Genomic DNA, 14,195 nt, shown 5'->3' on the forward strand with positions numbered 1-14,195 from the left:
CAGGTTTGTTTGGCCAAAGGAAAACCATGGTTTGTTCACACTATCAATTAGATGATGACAGTCACACTATGACATGTAGCGGGTATGACAATTTAGCCACAAAGTCTTTGGGAAGTAGCGATTTATACAGGGATACCCATACGTTTTGTGACAGTTTGGCGAAATACTAGAACATTTCTATTTTTGTCTGTCAGGGGCGTAACGCTTCATCCTGCTCATAGAGTTTACGGATTCTGCGGACCTGGTCAGCAGTAACGTCGTGCTGATGTGGGTTCTGATTCAAATGTGGGATGGTTTGTCCGGCCATGGCTGGAACCAGATCAGGAATCTGCATGATTTTTTCCATTGGGAAAAGGGTGTCAACAGCTAGGCTCCCATCTTTCCCGCAGACATACCAGGACTGGGGACGAAACACATGATCTACAGCGTAGAGCGAAGACTGGTTTTCCACATGAGAAAGAGCATCATCGAGGGTGTGGAACGATCGATAAAGACTGTTGAGGGATGGATGAATTTTGACTGTTGATGTTCCGCCCTTTCTGGCGAAAGCCCAGGCAGACACAAAGCGTTCTACCGGATCACGCCAGATGGCAAAGCTTGGCAGGTCTCGGCAAAGATCTGGCGTGACGTGCCGGTAATATCGGATCGTCTGATGCATCATGGAACATCCATAAAGCTGATTGCAGACAGACGTGCCGCCATTTTTTGGAACATGAATAAAGAGCGCTCCGGCTTCCCGAATACGCGCGATACGGTTCAGACGTTTCTTTCCGAGTGGGAGAAGAAGACGGAGTTCTGCGGCACGTTCATGAATGTCATTGAACTGTTTGACACGAAAGAACTGGCAGAGAAGAGACTGAGGAAAACCATCTGGTGCAGACGGAGACTCTTTCTGATCTGCAACCTGCATTTCGATCAGCGAGGAATGTGATAGCATTCTGTGAAAGCCCCAGTTCTAAAACTGGGGTGACACTGAAGGACGGATACACGGTGGTCAAAGACCGTCTCGTGACGAAAAGAAACGTCTTTGACAATTCAGTTATAAAATTATCAATTTTCAAAAAAATAAAACGTCAGACATGGAAAGAAGCATTTTTCTCTATTTCTGTCCGTCGGCTATAATGTCTTGCCAGAAGGGTGCAGGTAAAAAGCTGAATCTGATGATAAATCATCAGGGGAAGTACGATAATGCCCACGGATGCTGCGGGGAAAATGACACTGGCCATTGGAACGCCGGAGGCCAGAGATTTTTTTGAACCACAGAACTGCAAGGTAATACTGCTTTCAACAGACTGTTGCATGCCCTTGCCCATGGCATGTGAGAGAAACAGAACAAGCGCGAGCAGAGCGCTGTCCAGAAGAGCAACCTCAGCCAGGTGTGCCATCGAAACGCGGTGCCAGATTCCTTCAACCACGGCTGAACTGAAGGCTGTGTAAACGACGACGACAATAGAGCCGCGATCGGTAAAGGAGATGAGAAATTTGTGCCGCCGGACAATTGGCCCCACCCATGGTTGTAGGATCTGACCAAGCAGAAAAGGAAGCAACAACTCTTTGGCGACGTCCAGCACGCTGTCCAGTGGGGAGTGCCCAGCGCCTACGTGGCCGAGAACAAGACCCGTCAAAAGAGGGGTGAGGGCGATACCCGCAATGTTTGAAACCGTAGCGGCGCAGATTGCTGCCGGGACATTACCGCGTGCGATGGAGGTGAGCGCGATGGAGGACTGGACTGTAGAAGGAAGGCAGCAGAGGAAAAGAATGCCTGACCACAGGTCTTCGCCAAAAAGAGCATCCGCGAAAAGATTTTTGAACAGCAGATGCAGCCCGATCCCCAGAAGAGGGAAAAGAGCAAAGGTGCAGAGAAGCACTGTTCCCTGCAGTCGCCAGTCCCGTACGCTCTCGATAATCGCATGACGCTGGAGCTTGGCGCCCTGAAAGAAGAACATCAGGGTGATCAAAACGGTCACGACCTGTTGGAGAAGATGCTGCATTTGCCCCCGGCAGGGCAAAATAGAGGCCAGAATGATCGCGCAGATCAGGGCCATCAGGAAAGGGTCAAAGCGCTTCATGGAACACATATGTCTGTATTTGTAATGAACATGCAATTGGCCCTTTGATAATTGAAGACGGGCATTTTCATGAAAGGGTTCCGGATGCGGTGAGGTTCTGTATGCTGCCGGGTATGACGGATCAGAATGACAGGCCTTCATTAGGCCGCCGTAGTGCTTTGGCTTCAATTTTAGCAGCGGGAGCCTCAGTCAGTGCAGTCCGCGTTGCCCGTGCAGCTGAAGAGACGCCTGTATCAGCCATGACGCCTCATCATGATGAGCCAAGCAACTCTCATCAGGAGCCGGGGAACCATTCTGCGGTAGCGAGCCAGCCTGTCGTGAGAACGCAGAGCGATTATCTTTACCGGCCGACCATTCATTTTTCACCAGAAACCGGCTTCATGAATGATCCGAACGGTTTGATTTTCGATGGTCGCACCTTCCATCTTTACTATCAGTATGATCCTTTCGCCCCATATGCGGGGCAGGTGCACTGGGGGCATGCGACGAGTACAGACCTCTATACCTGGCAGGATCAGACGATTGCGATTGATCAGACAGCCGCAGGGGAGGCCTATTCAGGTTGTGTCGTTCTCGACCGGGATAATGTGTCCGGTCTCTTTCCCGCCCAAAAGGCTACTGATCCGTCAGAAACGCACGCGAGAGGTCCGGCGACTGCCACTCAGGCCGCCATTGACGCTCTGACGCCCAGTCTTGGAAAAGCATCATCCGATGTTCCCCTATCCCCGGAAAACATGGATGCGTTGGGTCCGAGTGCCGCTGCACCGTTCGGGCATGTCTTTGACCCTCCGACAACAGCTGACCTGCCGCCCGTCACGTCATCTGCCCCGACGTTGCCACCAATGGCGGGCGGTCTGGTTGCACTTTATACCCGCGCTACGCCTCGCCAGCAGACACAGTATCTGGCCTGGAGTCCCGATGGCGGGAAACGCTTCATTGACCACACGCAAAACCCGGTTCTCGATATTGGTCTGAATTCATTCCGTGACCCCAAGGTTTTCTGGCATGAGCCAAGTGGTAAATGGGTCATGGTCGTTGTGAAAGCGAGGGCTCATAAAGTCGCATTTTATGGGTCGATTGATTTAAAGCACTGGATGCATCTGAGCGATTTCGGGCCAGCTGGCCTGTTTGGCGTCGATTATGAATGCCCCAATCTGATCGAACTGCCGATTGAAGAGGATGGGAAAAATACACGCTGGGTGCTGTTCGTTTCCGTCAATCCGGGTGGTCCGCAGGGGGGAAGCGTCACGCAGTATTTTGTTGGTGACTTCGATGGTGAGCGATTTATTCCGGAAAATACGGTCATTGGCCTGACGGATTTTGCCAAGGACAGCTACGCGATGCAGGTTTATGAAAACCTGCCTCTCAATGAAGCCGTGTATTTCGCCTGGTTGGGAAACTGGCAGTATTGCGAGGAGGTTCCGAACCGAAGCTGGCGTGGTCTCATGACTGTTCCCCGTACACTCTCGCTTCGTCGTGATGATATGAACTGGCTTCGACTGGTACAAAGGCCCAAGGGGCTGGAACAGCTTCGGGGAGAGGCTATTCCGTTCAAGGTCGGACGGATCGGGGCCCAGAGCGGTGTTCAGGTTTCTATACCCACTGGGCAGGCCATTGAACTGTCTCTGACGGTCACGGTGGACGAGCGTAAAAACCCTCAACCTGATGGTAATAAGGGGCGTGCCGGACGCTTTCTTATTGTCTTTTCCAATGGGCAGGGAGAAACTCTTTCAATCGGGTTTGATGCTTTCTCCGCGCAGCTCTGGTTGGATCGTGGTGATTTGCATGGTTTCTCACAGCCATTCTTTACGGAGCGGTTTTCCACGCCTCTGACTGCCAACAGCAGACGCTTTTCCATGAAGATTGTTCTGGATGCCTGCGCCTTGGAAATTTTTGCCAATGATGGCCTGTCTGTCGGGACGGCGCTTGTATTCCCATCAAGTCCACTGGATACACTAAGCCTTCAGGCGACCAATGCGGGTGCAATGGTTGAAGACCTCAGTTTGTATCCGCTTCGTAAGACCATGAATCGTCCGACGGCGATGTAGGGGATAGGTCTGGCGTTTCAAAGGGAGAGGGACGTGCATTTTACTCATACATTTGATGCTCATTCTTTTCTGGATACTTTTGGAAGCTATCTTGCGGCCTTTGTGTTCGGAACGATGATCGGCGCAGAGCGACAGTTCCGGCAACGTACGGCTGGCCTGCGCACGAATGCTCTCGTTGCGATTGGGGCGGCTGCATTCGTGGATCTGGCCGAGCGGATTGGTGGAGATGCCTCTGCCATCCGCGTGATTGCTTATGTCGTATCGGGGGTGGGCTTTCTGGGGGCAGGGGTCATCATGAAGGATGGCCAAAATGTCCGTGGTCTGAATACGGCGGCCACTCTTTGGTGCTCAGCGGCAATCGGAGCCTGTACAGGCTGTGACATGATTGCAGAAGCGGCATTACTGACCGCCTTTATTCTGGGTGCGAATACGGTTTTGCGTGTGCTGGTAAAGTGGATTGACCGCCGGCTGCCGCCGCAGATTGAACCTGTGGATCGGGAATAAATCAGAGAACGGAATATCCTTTGATGCCCAATTGGCTGAATGATCCGCAGCGTGCCGTCTATGATCGGGAGAGCGGCCTGTGGTGTCTGTATTTTCTGTACAATTCCCAGTTCTCGCCTAATCCTGCGATCTCAAAAAACGACATCGAATGGTTTCTCATGACCTCGTCGGATCTGGTGACCTGGACGGCGCAGCATGTGGCTATTCCAAAATATACAACGGAGAATGGTGATCCCTGGAGTGGCTTTGTCTTTATTGATGAGGGCAACACGGCCGGATTTGGAAAAGGGGCATGGACCATCCTGATGACGATGCCTGCGGCGCCGCATCATGTTCAGACAACGGCCTTGTGGTATTCCCCCAGACCGGCGGGGGCGGTGCTACAGCTTTCATAGCGTCATCATGCAGAATCCCTATGCTGCCCAGCGTGATCTGAAAGACAAGGCGTTCAGGATTTGAGTGGAAAGACGACTGGAAGTCGCTGGGTTCTGACGTTCGGTGGCAATGCCTTCAAAGGCAGCCTGACGGCTGGCACAGCTATATGCTGTCGGAATTTTCGACGAAAAAGCATGTATTCCGGATAAGCAAGGATATTCTTGGCTAGATAGCGGCCCGGATTTCTATGGCGCGATGGCATGGGAAGATTCTTTATCTTCAGACCGGAAAAGCCACCGGTATGCGATGGGTTGGATGAACAACTAGGGCTATGCCAAGAATCTGCCAAAACACGGCTACTATGAGAACTCAACAACGGTTCGAACACTGGCTCTGCGGAACGCTGGGGAGCGCGTGGATTATGGAGACTACAGATCAGCGTAATCGTAAAGCCGTTTGGCACTGAGGTATTTTTTGGAGACGGCCGTCTGGTGGCCTTCACGATGCTGGCTTTTCCTGCTGCACAGGAAACAGGTCTTGAACTGAGTGTCGGCACAGGGGAAATCCGCGTGACGGATTTCGTGCTGCGAACCAGACGCTAAAAACGTCGGTTGAAAATCTTATCAAATTTTAAGGAATAAATGGTGCCCAAGACCGGGATCGAACCAGTGACACTGCGATTTTCAGTCGCATGCTCTACCAACTGAGCTACTTGGGCACCGGGCTTAAGGTGAAACACCCGCTGCGGAAACGGGGTGTAGCTCATGATTCGTTTGGGATCAACCCTTCGATTCAGGATTATCGTTCAGCTCTTCTTCATTATCCTGTCTGAAAGAGGGAACGCGGTAATTTCCACTGAACCAGCGGCCCAGATCTACGTCTGCGCAGTGGCGGGAGCAGAACGGCCGGAAGGCGGGTTCCGTGGGGCGATGACAGATGGGGCAGGTTGCACTCATGACAGGCTCCAGCTTTCAGGCGCCGCGTTCGGGTTCAGAACCAGCTCTATTGGAGCGGCGCGGCGGGATATGAAATCGTTCAGGGCATCCGGGTCACTTTCCAGTGCCCGGATGAGGGGAATGGATGCCGTCAGCACGCGGCCTTTCCGCTCTTCCCGCAGAATGATGCGTAATGCTGCCAGTGCCCTGCCATGTGGGGAGGACAGCAGTTCATGCAAGGGGGGGCGTTTGCGTGGGCGGGTGACTTCCAGCAGGCCCGACGGTGTTGCGCCCAGAACCTGAGGCTTGAGCGGGTCCAGCGCCACGGCGTCTCGAAGAAAGCTGACCAGCGCAGGTCTTTTGCGTGTCTTGACGCCTGCGGGGTCGATGAGCAGCGTACCGGAGAGATTTCTGAGCCGGATCTGCTGGCTTAACGCAGGGAAGCTGGCGACATTCCCTTTGAAGTCGGGGTTGGCGTTACTATCGAGATCAATCGCAATCAGCGCTGGTGTGGGGAAAAAGCTGGCGGTTAACAGGCCCAGGTCAGCCGTTTCAGAACCCAGTTCCTCGAACTCGCTCTCCTGGGTACTGTCAAAGGCCCGCTGGCATCGTTGGAGTCTTGGGCGCAGTCGCGCAGATAGTCGGGCCGCAATGCCGGGGTCATCAATGTGAATCGGCGCATCGGGATACCGGTCTGCCAGCTCTTCCAGAGGCGTCGGGCCTCGGGCGATGAGCCGTGGCGTATTGTCACTGTCTTGAGGAGGCGCTTCTGCCTTGCGAAGACGCAGGCCTTTCCCGTTTTGCGCAGAGCGGCTGACACGGACCGAGACAGATTGTCCCTGCACCAGCGTATCGCGGCAGGAAAGAAAGCCGCTTTCCCCGTCATGGAGCGTGACGAAGGCCCCACCCAGTGCCAGCGCTACCGTCTGAACGCGTGCGATATGCCAGTCGTCGAGACCATCGGGGCGCCCTGGTCGCCAGAGCCCGACATCGAGCAGCGTATCCTGGTCCGTGACAGCAATCCGTACCTCGCCCGGGGAACAGGCGGCGCGGATTTCAATCACGCGATCCACCCACCCTGACGACGAGGCTGCCCGCGGAGAAGCTGTGCAGTTTCAAACAGCGGAAGCCCGACCACGGCGGAGTAGCTGCCACCGATCTGGCGGATATGTGCTGCTGCGGCGCCCTGAATGGCATACCCGCCAGCTTTGCCCTGCCAATCACCATGGGCGATCAGGGCATCAATTTGACTGTCCGTCAGGCGATGGAACGTAACGGACGTTTCCACCAGACGCTCGTTGGCCACGCCGTCCACCCAGCCCACGGTCGGACGAAGGGCAACAGCCGTCAAAACCTTGTGGTTCCGGCCAGACAGGAGGCGGAGACAGGCGCGGGCTGTCTTCTCGTCTTCTGCCTTGGGAAGAATCCGCCGACCTACAGCCACGACGGTATCGGCCCCGATGATCAGAGCGGCATCCTGACGTTGTGATGCTGCGTAGTCAGCCTTCTCGCGGGCCAGACGCTGCGCCAGCGCACGGGGCAGTTCACCTGGGCGGGGCTCTTCATCCACGTCCGTGCTGACGACATCATCTGGCACGATACCGATCTGGCCCAGAAGAGCGAGGCGACGGGGAGAGGCCGAAGCCAGGACAAGCGCCGGGCACTTCAGACTGTCAGAGTCCGACAGTGAAGGCTGGGAGGGGGCCATGCGCCGCAGTCTCTTACTTGAAGCGGAAGGTGATCCGGCCCTTGGAGAGATCGTATGGCGTCATTTCAACGTTCACGCGGTCACCGGCCAGAACGCGAATACGGTTCTTGCGCATCTTGCCGCTCGTGTGAGCGAGAATGGTGTGCTCGTTGTCGAGTGTGACGCGGAACATGGCGTTCGGCAGCAGTTCCATGACGGTGCCGGTGAACTCGATGAGGTCTTCTTTTGACATGAGAATCCTTGGTACAGAGACAGGGTAAGGGCCTGCGCAGGGCAGTGGCTCCGATGGAAGCCTGAAAATCCAGTTCCGCTATGTGCGGACTGTCGGGCCAAACGTCAAGCTTGACGCAGCTTTTCGGGTATTTTTGAAGGAAAAGATCGGTTCTCTTCGTTCAAGGGGGCATTTTGTTAACGTACTCCCGCGGGACTGGCTGCTGACTGGGGGTCCTTGTCGTGAAGGCTGGGGCAGCGCAATCATCCACGGATTAGCCCCGCCTGGCGAAGGAAAGCATGAAACCGTTTCGTAACAGAGTGCCTCCACTGGTTTGGACCATTATTGTCGCCCTTTTCCTGGGGGGAGCGGAAGGCATTCATTTGGTTTCGCTGGAGAGTCTGAGCCGCTTTCCGGTATTTCAGGATGGAATCCAGGCTGTGGCTGGGCAACGTTATTTCCTGAATGATGTTTGGCACTGGCCCTTGCTGGACACGAAATTTCTTTTTGCTCCGAAGGGAGCAAGCGTGGCGATGACAGACAGCACGCCTTTGCTGCTTCTGTTGCTCAAACCTTTTGTGCCGCTGCTACCTGTAGGTTTTGTGCCTTATAGGCTCTGGCTGATATTTTGCTTTGTTATGCAGGCTGTGTCAGCCGTTTTAGCTCTTGCTGCTGCAGGAGAACGTCGAGTCCTCGCATTGATCGCTGGTGCGGTCATGGCGCTGTCCATGCCATTTTTTCTGGGCCGCATCATTCATTTCAGCCTGATGGGGCAGTTCCTGATTTTGCTGGCCTTCGCGTTCTATTTTTCGCTCGTGCAGGGGAAAAAATGGGCTCTGATTTTGACACCGTTTTTTCTTGGGACTTGTTTGCTCATTCATCCCATTTTGATGTTGCTGGCCTTTGGAACCATTGCATCCTCGTTTTTAACGCTGCTGTGGATGCGACGGAAGGAATGGCGTGCTGTTGCATGCACCTGTGCAGGAAGCGCTGCTCTTATTTTCGTCATCAGTAAAATGTTGGGATATTTTCACTATACCCAGGGCGCTGGGGGGTATGGATTATTTTCCATGAACTTTCTGTCGCCGGTCTGGCCGATGCACTCGGATTTGCTAAGGCATTTTCCTGCACTGCATTACGGCCTACAGACCCAGTCTTTTGAAGGATATGTTTATCTTGGAGGGGGGCTTCTTGCTCTTCTGATTTGCGATCTCGTGTTTTGCAGGCAGAGATTATTGAACGCTGCAAAGCGACATGCCGGATTATCGTTCTTTCTCAGTCTTATGACGCTCTATGCAATTTCCAACACCGGATATGCGGGACCTTACAAGCTTTGGCATATTTCCCTGATGCCGCCGCTTGCAGATATTTTTCGGTCGAGTGGGCGGTGTTTCTGGCCGGTAGGTTACGGTCTGTTGATTGCAGCTATTCGTTCATCCAGTGCTTTCTCAAGGCCTATCGGGAGCGGGGCGTTGGTTCTCTGCGCACTGTTACAATTTTTGGATACGCGTTCTTTAAGGGCGCAGGCGCGCGATCTTTGGAATGCAGATTTTCCTGTTACGCCTGATACTCTGGTTCTGACAGGGCTGATCACAGCATCGCGTCAGGTGGATGTTTATCCCGTATCAGGTTGTGGACTGGACCTTTATGGGCCCGATGCGGATCGGATCATGACCGTTTTTCGCCTGTCTGCTGAACACGGTAGGTCGATCAACACATTTTACCTGTCTCGCACGCCTAAAGGATTGTTATGCGATCATGAAATGCCGCCTACCGAGCAACAGCCAGGGACACTTGAGGTCTATGTAGGGGGATTCCAGCCTGCACAGGGGCGTCGTTGTCAGAACGTGAGTGGGATGAAGATCTGCCCGTCGCGGTAGAACGACGGGCAAACATGTCAGGGGCTAATCTGGTCCAGGCGTAGGCTGAGGCTCAGGGCGTGTGCGTCCAGACCTTCAGCTTGTGCGAGTGCAACCCCTGCGGGGCCGATCTTTTGCAGGCCGGCTTCGTCGGCTTCAATGGTTGTCGTACGCTTGATGAAGTCGAAGACGGACAGGCCGGATGCAAAGCGGGCTGTGCGGCTTGTGGGCAGAACATGATTGGGACCACCGACATAGTCGCCTACGGCTTCCGGGCAGTACCGTCCCATGAAGATGGCGCCTGCGTGGCGTACGAGCGCACTGAAGGCGCGGGGTTCGTCCAGCAGGACTTCCAGATGTTCAGGGGCCAACTGGTTTACGATGCGTGCGGCTTCGTTCAGGTCTTTCACGACAATGACTGCGCCGTGGTCAGCCCAGCTTTTTGCTGCGATGGCTGTACGGGGGAGTGTCTGAAGTTCCGTCAGAACGGCCTGACTCACGGCGTCCCCGAAAGCGGCATCGGTCGTAATAAGAATAGCCTGGGCCTGCTCGTCATGTTCGGCCTGTGCCAGCAGGTCGATTGCGGCCAGACGCGGATCGTTGTTGCCGTCCGCCACGACGACGACTTCTGACGGCCCGGCGATGCTGTCGATGCCAACGTGCCCGAAGACCTGACGCTTGGCTTCGGCCACGAAGGCGTTGCCCGGTCCGACGATACGATCAACCGGAGCAATACGCTCAGTGCCGTAAGCCATGGCGCCCACAGCCTGCGCGCCGCCAATGCGATAGATTTCTTCAACACCACACAGACGGGCGGCGGCCAGAACCAGTGGATTCAGCACACCATCGGGCGAGGGAACGCACATGGCCACGCGCTGCACACCTGCAACACGAGCGGGTAGCGCATTCATCAGAACCGAGGACGGATAGGCCGCCTTGCCACCAGGAACATAGAGGCCGACAGCATCCAGGGCGGTCCAGCGCATGCCAAGACGAATGCCCTCGTCATCTGTAAAATCCAGATCTTTTGGCATCTGCGCGGCATGGAAGGCCTCGATGCGGCGGGCGGCCGTTTTGAGAGCTTCCATCAGATCCGCAGGCACACGGTCTGCCTCGCGGGCAATCTCTTCCGCGCTAATTCGTAGTTTGTCAGCCGGAAGTGTCAGACGATCAAAGCGGGCTGTATAATCACACAGCGCTTCGTCTCCACGGGCACGGACATCCGCCAGAATGGCACGGACCGGCTCGGCGACGCTCCGTTCCTCACTGCTGCGATCAGCCATCAGACTGGCAAAATCGTTTTCGAAACCGGCGTTGAGAGTGTTGAGACGCTTCATTTCGCTGCTGCTTCTTCGCTGAGGGCGGCACGGAACCGTTCGATCAGAAGGCCAATTTCCTCGGGCCGTGTCTTGAGAGCCACGCGGTTGACGATCAGACGGCTTGTGACGTGTGCGATGGTCTCTGTCTCCATCAGACCATTGGCGCGGAGGGTGGAACCGGTATCCACGAGATCCACGATGACACTGGCCAGATCAAGGGTCGGTGCAAGTTCCATGGCACCGTTCAGATGTACAATTTCTGCATTGATGGCGCGGGAGGCGAAGTGACGGCGGGCAATGGTCGGATATTTTGTTGCGACACGCAGGCGGGACTGAGAGGCGGCCGGATCTTCGGTCACAGTTTTGGGGCGTGCGACGGAGATACGGCAGCCGCCGATCCCGAGATCCAGCGGCGCATAGATGTCTGGATAATCGAATTCCATGAGAACGTCAGCGCCGCAGACGCCAATATGGGCGCCCCCATAAGCGACGAAAGTCGCAACGTCGAAAGAGCGGACGCGGACGACATCCAGATTGGGGTAGGATGTTCCGAACCGCAGGCGGCGGCTGCTTTCTTCAAGGCAATCCGCATCCGGCTCGATACCGGTTCGTTTCAGAACAGGGGCCAGCGCCTTGAGAATCCGCCCTTTCGGGAGGGCGAGGATCAGCGGAGAGCCGCTCCGGTCTGAAGTGTCCGTTCCGGTCTGAGGCGCTGTCATGAGGCGTCTGTCCTTGCTGTCCGCAGCCAATGAAAAGAGAACAGCAGCGCATATCACGAAGCGCCGGTCTTCCAAAATTTCTTGACGGAAAGATTGCGATGATGACTATCTTGTATGCATGTCTGCAAACATAGAGACACTACTGTTTCCCACGCCGCTTCTGATGACCGGAGGTTTGCCGCTTCGTGTTCAGATGCGGGAGCGTCTTCTGACGGCCATCGGGTCCGGGCTGCTCAAACCCGGAGACCGGTTGCCGACAATGCGGGCGCTCTCTGTCCATCTTCAGGTCGATCTCAATACGGTGCAGCGTGCCTATGCGGAACTGGAGCGACTTGGAGCCATCGAGACATTTCGGGCGCGTGGCAGTTTTGTCAGCAACCATCCGCCCCAGCCAGATCCGGGTTTGAAGGAACGCGAGATCATGGATCTCGCAGCTTCGACGATTGCCCGAAGCCATGCTCTGGGGCTTGAGCCAGACCGTGTTCTTCAGGCGATGAAGACACTTCTGGAGTCTTCACCTTCTATTGCGCCAGTGTCGGGCGCCGGAAAGGGACAGTTATGATTCAGTATCCAACATTTCCGTCGCCCTCATCCCGGAGAGGTCGTGGGTTGCCCTTCAACGGGCTGGCAGCGGCACTGGCGATCCTGTGCTTTCTAATCGGGGTGGGTCTTCAGCTTGCGACCCGCCAGATCGGATTTGTCATTGTTGGCGCGATTGTCGGGGCGTTTGTTCTTCTGTCTCTGAAGATGTGCAATTCCTGGCAACGGGCGCTGGTTCTTCGTGCAGGTAAGATCCAGGGACTGCGTGGGCCGGGTCTGTTTCTGATTATTCCGTTTGTTGATCAGATCAGTGAAGTGGTCGACCAGCGTATCCGAACAGTGCCTGTCCACACACGTCAGACTTTGACGCGCGATACAACACCCGTGGATGTGGATGCGGTCGTATTCTGGATGGTGCATGATCCATTGCGGGCTATTACAGAACTGGATGACTATGAAGGCTCAGTCTCCATGGTGGCGCTGACGACCCTGCGCGAAGTGGTCAGCAGTTCGGATCTGGCCGTTTTGCTGGAAGATCGCAGACGCATTGATGATGAATTGCGAGACCTGATCGAGGTTAAGACCCGGGAATGGGGCGTTACGGTTCAGGCCGTGGAAATCCGCGATGTTCAGTTGCCTGACAATCTGCAGGACGCCATGAGTCGACAGGCGCAGGCTGAACGTGAGCGTGCAGCTCGGGTAACGCTTGCAAGTGCGGAACGGCAGGTGGCTGTGGAACTGGCCGCTGCGGCCAAGACGTATGAAGCCTCGCCCATCGCGCTCCAGATCCTTCAGATCAATCGCGTTTTTGAAATGAACAAGAACCGTGGGACGACCATCCTGATGCCGACGACGATGGCGGATGCGATGGGAAATGCCACGGCTTTCGCGGCAGCTGTTCAGGCCGCAGTGCAAACGGATCATGACACGACCGCAGAGTAACGTCAGTCTGGGAGTATATGACGTTTGAGGAGGTGCTCCAGCCACTCCACGAACGTTGTAACTCTGTCCGTAGTATGATGCTTATGCGGATAGAGAATGGACATCGGCAGGGGCTCTGCGCACCATTCTGGCATGACGCTCACAAGCTCTCCGTTTCGAAGGTGCTCTTGCACGTCATAGGCGGGAACCTGGATTAATCCCATCCCTGCAAGGCAACCTGCAATCAGGGCTTCCGCATTATCAACCGTGATGCGGGCTGGAGGAAGGGTAGATTTATTTACGCCATTCTCCATCCATTCCCAGGGTTCTACACGGCCCGTCACAGGAGATGCGTAGCGGATAACATTATGACGGGTCAGGTCATCCGGGTGCTCCGGGGTGCCAGACTGCTCAAGATAAGCGGGGCTTGCGACATTCAGAAGGCTGAGTTCTCCTATCCTGCGGCTGATAAGTTCTGAGTCCTGAAGTGGCCCGACCCTCAGGACACAGTCTGTCTGCTCCTTTACGAGATTGACGGCACGGTCCGTCATGCCAAGTTCGATGGAGAGGTCGGGGTGACGGGATAGGAAGTCGGGCAGTGCTGGCGCAACGATCAACCGTCCGATCCGACCTGGAAGATTGACACGTAGAATACCAGAAAGCCCATCGGTCTTTTTTCGAAACAAAGTATCAATGTCTTCCACATCTGCGACAAGGCGCAGACAGTGCTCATAGAGTTTTTTGCCATCCTGCGTGGGAGAGACAGCGCGAGTGGTTCTGGCCAGCAGCCGGGTTCCTGTCCGGATTTCCAGATCCCGGATGGCTGTGGACACGGTGGATCGAGGCATGTTCAACATGTCAGCGGCCCGTGTAAAACTGGATGTTTCAACCACTCTGATGAAAATGCGGAAAAGGTCGATCCGATCCAAGAGAACCTCGTCATATTGGGGAAGGTTTGTTCGAAATTCCTGACAGGTGTGATCAGGA

16 protein-coding genes and 1 tRNA gene are annotated in these 14,195 nt (G+C 55.1%); 7 read left to right on the plus strand and 10 right to left on the minus strand.

What is annotated here, in order from left to right; all coding sequences use genetic code 11:
- Positions 1-190: 190 nt before the first annotated feature.
- Both HKD32_RS04060 and HKD32_RS04065 read right to left on the minus strand, forming a co-directional pair.
- Positions 191-937, minus strand: coding sequence for a sulfotransferase family 2 domain-containing protein (locus tag HKD32_RS04060; RefSeq protein WP_194257566.1), 747 nt, complete (start codon positions 935-937; stop codon positions 191-193).
- A gap of 136 nt (positions 938-1,073) precedes the next feature.
- The gene (locus HKD32_RS04065) at positions 1,074-2,069 is read right to left on the minus strand and encodes a bile acid:sodium symporter family protein (protein WP_061931299.1); all 996 of its coding nucleotides are present in this window, start codon (positions 2,067-2,069) and stop codon (positions 1,074-1,076) included.
- Between the two features lie 101 nt (positions 2,070-2,170).
- Between HKD32_RS04065 and HKD32_RS04070 the strand changes: the two genes are divergently transcribed.
- The 4 genes from HKD32_RS04070 to HKD32_RS15495 all read left to right on the plus strand — a co-directional run bounded on the left by HKD32_RS04070 (position 2,171) and on the right by HKD32_RS15495 (position 5,323).
- Positions 2,171-4,117 carry a glycoside hydrolase family 32 protein gene (locus HKD32_RS04070; RefSeq protein ID WP_061931301.1) on the plus strand — a complete coding sequence of 649 codons (1,947 nt, stop codon included), beginning with the start codon at positions 2,171-2,173 and terminating at the stop codon, positions 4,115-4,117.
- A 33-nt stretch (positions 4,118-4,150) separates the two neighbouring features.
- A complete protein-coding gene (locus HKD32_RS04075; RefSeq protein ID WP_061931303.1) occupies positions 4,151-4,621 on the plus strand; it encodes an MgtC/SapB family protein in 471 nt (156 codons plus the stop codon).
- Between the two features lie 23 nt (positions 4,622-4,644).
- A complete protein-coding gene (locus HKD32_RS04080; RefSeq protein WP_061931305.1) occupies positions 4,645-5,016 on the plus strand; it encodes a glycoside hydrolase family protein in 372 nt (123 codons plus the stop codon).
- Positions 5,017-5,149: 133 nt separating this feature from the next.
- On the plus strand, positions 5,150-5,323 hold the full coding sequence (locus HKD32_RS15495; protein ID WP_156471986.1) for a hypothetical protein: 174 nt from the start codon (positions 5,150-5,152) through the stop codon (positions 5,321-5,323).
- 315 nt (positions 5,324-5,638) lie between these two features.
- On the opposite strand, the gene HKD32_RS04090 is transcribed toward HKD32_RS15495, so the two are convergent.
- The 5 genes from HKD32_RS04090 to infA all read right to left on the minus strand — a co-directional run bounded on the left by HKD32_RS04090 (position 5,639) and on the right by infA (position 7,871).
- Positions 5,639-5,714: transfer RNA gene (locus HKD32_RS04090), tRNA-Phe, on the minus strand.
- A gap of 61 nt (positions 5,715-5,775) precedes the next feature.
- Entirely contained in the window at positions 5,776-5,952 is a 177-nt protein-coding gene (locus HKD32_RS04095) for a DNA gyrase inhibitor YacG (protein ID WP_061931307.1), read from the minus strand.
- Positions 5,949-6,995, minus strand: a complete 1,047-nt coding sequence (locus HKD32_RS04100) for a ribonuclease E/G (protein ID WP_194257567.1) — start codon at positions 6,993-6,995, stop codon at positions 5,949-5,951. The genes HKD32_RS04095 and HKD32_RS04100 overlap by 4 nt, the downstream gene beginning before the upstream one ends.
- Positions 6,992-7,639, minus strand: coding sequence for a Maf family protein (locus HKD32_RS04105; protein ID WP_194257568.1), 648 nt, complete (start codon positions 7,637-7,639; stop codon positions 6,992-6,994). The genes HKD32_RS04100 and HKD32_RS04105 overlap by 4 nt, the downstream gene beginning before the upstream one ends.
- Positions 7,640-7,652: 13 nt before the next feature.
- Entirely contained in the window at positions 7,653-7,871 is a 219-nt protein-coding gene (infA, locus tag HKD32_RS04110) for a translation initiation factor IF-1 (RefSeq protein ID WP_007282896.1), read from the minus strand.
- Positions 7,872-8,149: 278 nt separating this feature from the next.
- On the opposite strand from infA, the gene HKD32_RS04115 reads away from it, so the two are divergent.
- Positions 8,150-9,730, plus strand: coding sequence for a DUF6311 domain-containing protein (locus tag HKD32_RS04115; RefSeq protein ID WP_194257569.1), 1,581 nt, complete (start codon positions 8,150-8,152; stop codon positions 9,728-9,730).
- Between the two features lie 17 nt (positions 9,731-9,747).
- Here HKD32_RS04115 and hisD read toward each other — a convergent pair whose 3' ends face one another.
- Both hisD and hisG read right to left on the minus strand, forming a co-directional pair.
- Positions 9,748-11,046, minus strand: a complete 1,299-nt coding sequence (gene hisD, locus HKD32_RS04120; protein WP_194257570.1) for a histidinol dehydrogenase — start codon at positions 11,044-11,046, stop codon at positions 9,748-9,750.
- Positions 11,043-11,747: an ATP phosphoribosyltransferase gene (gene hisG, locus HKD32_RS04125; protein WP_010502982.1), complete on the minus strand. Its 705-nt coding sequence runs from the start codon at positions 11,745-11,747 to the stop codon at positions 11,043-11,045. The genes hisD and hisG overlap by 4 nt, the downstream gene beginning before the upstream one ends.
- A 118-nt stretch (positions 11,748-11,865) precedes the next feature.
- On the opposite strand from hisG, the gene HKD32_RS04130 reads away from it, so the two are divergent.
- Both HKD32_RS04130 and HKD32_RS04135 read left to right on the plus strand, forming a co-directional pair.
- Positions 11,866-12,309 carry a GntR family transcriptional regulator gene (locus HKD32_RS04130; RefSeq protein ID WP_062023548.1) on the plus strand — a complete coding sequence of 148 codons (444 nt, stop codon included), beginning with the start codon at positions 11,866-11,868 and terminating at the stop codon, positions 12,307-12,309.
- Positions 12,306-13,229, plus strand: a complete 924-nt coding sequence (locus HKD32_RS04135) for an SPFH domain-containing protein (protein WP_194257571.1) — start codon at positions 12,306-12,308, stop codon at positions 13,227-13,229. The genes HKD32_RS04130 and HKD32_RS04135 overlap by 4 nt, the downstream gene beginning before the upstream one ends.
- A 2-nt stretch (positions 13,230-13,231) precedes the next feature.
- Here the strand turns inward: HKD32_RS04135 and HKD32_RS04140 are convergent, their stop codons facing one another.
- Complete coding sequence (locus HKD32_RS04140) at positions 13,232-14,137, minus strand: LysR family transcriptional regulator (protein ID WP_061931323.1); 906 nt, start codon at positions 14,135-14,137, stop codon at positions 13,232-13,234.
- Between the last annotated feature and the right edge of the window lie 58 nt (positions 14,138-14,195).

Origin of the sequence: Gluconobacter japonicus (genome assembly GCF_015244665.1) — a bacterium.
Classification (GTDB): Bacteria; Pseudomonadota; Alphaproteobacteria; order Acetobacterales; family Acetobacteraceae; genus Gluconobacter; species Gluconobacter japonicus.

Bases quoted from the DNA above. Each gene is read 5' to 3' on its own strand.
- HKD32_RS04060 (WP_194257566.1), bottom strand. From the start codon at position 937: ATGCTATCACATTCCTCGCTGATCGAAATGCAGGTTGCAGATCAGAAA.
- HKD32_RS04065 (WP_061931299.1), bottom strand. From the start codon at position 2,069: ATGAAGCGCTTTGACCCTTTCCTGATGGCCCTGATCTGCGCGATCATT.
- HKD32_RS04070 (WP_061931301.1), top strand. From the start codon at position 2,171: ATGCTGCCGGGTATGACGGATCAGAATGACAGGCCTTCATTAGGCCGC.
- HKD32_RS04080 (WP_061931305.1), top strand. From the start codon at position 4,645: ATGCCCAATTGGCTGAATGATCCGCAGCGTGCCGTCTATGATCGGGAG.
- HKD32_RS04095 (WP_061931307.1), bottom strand. From the start codon at position 5,952: ATGAGTGCAACCTGCCCCATCTGTCATCGCCCCACGGAACCCGCCTTC.
- HKD32_RS04105 (WP_194257568.1), bottom strand. From the start codon at position 7,639: ATGGCCCCCTCCCAGCCTTCACTGTCGGACTCTGACAGTCTGAAGTGC.
- infA (WP_007282896.1), bottom strand. From the start codon at position 7,871: ATGTCAAAAGAAGACCTCATCGAGTTCACCGGCACCGTCATGGAACTG.
- HKD32_RS04115 (WP_194257569.1), top strand. From the start codon at position 8,150: ATGAAACCGTTTCGTAACAGAGTGCCTCCACTGGTTTGGACCATTATT.
- hisD (WP_194257570.1), bottom strand. From the start codon at position 11,046: ATGAAGCGTCTCAACACTCTCAACGCCGGTTTCGAAAACGATTTTGCC.
- hisG (WP_010502982.1), bottom strand. From the start codon at position 11,747: ATGACAGCGCCTCAGACCGGAACGGACACTTCAGACCGGAGCGGCTCT.
- HKD32_RS04130 (WP_062023548.1), top strand. From the start codon at position 11,866: ATGTCTGCAAACATAGAGACACTACTGTTTCCCACGCCGCTTCTGATG.
- HKD32_RS04135 (WP_194257571.1), top strand. From the start codon at position 12,306: ATGATTCAGTATCCAACATTTCCGTCGCCCTCATCCCGGAGAGGTCGT.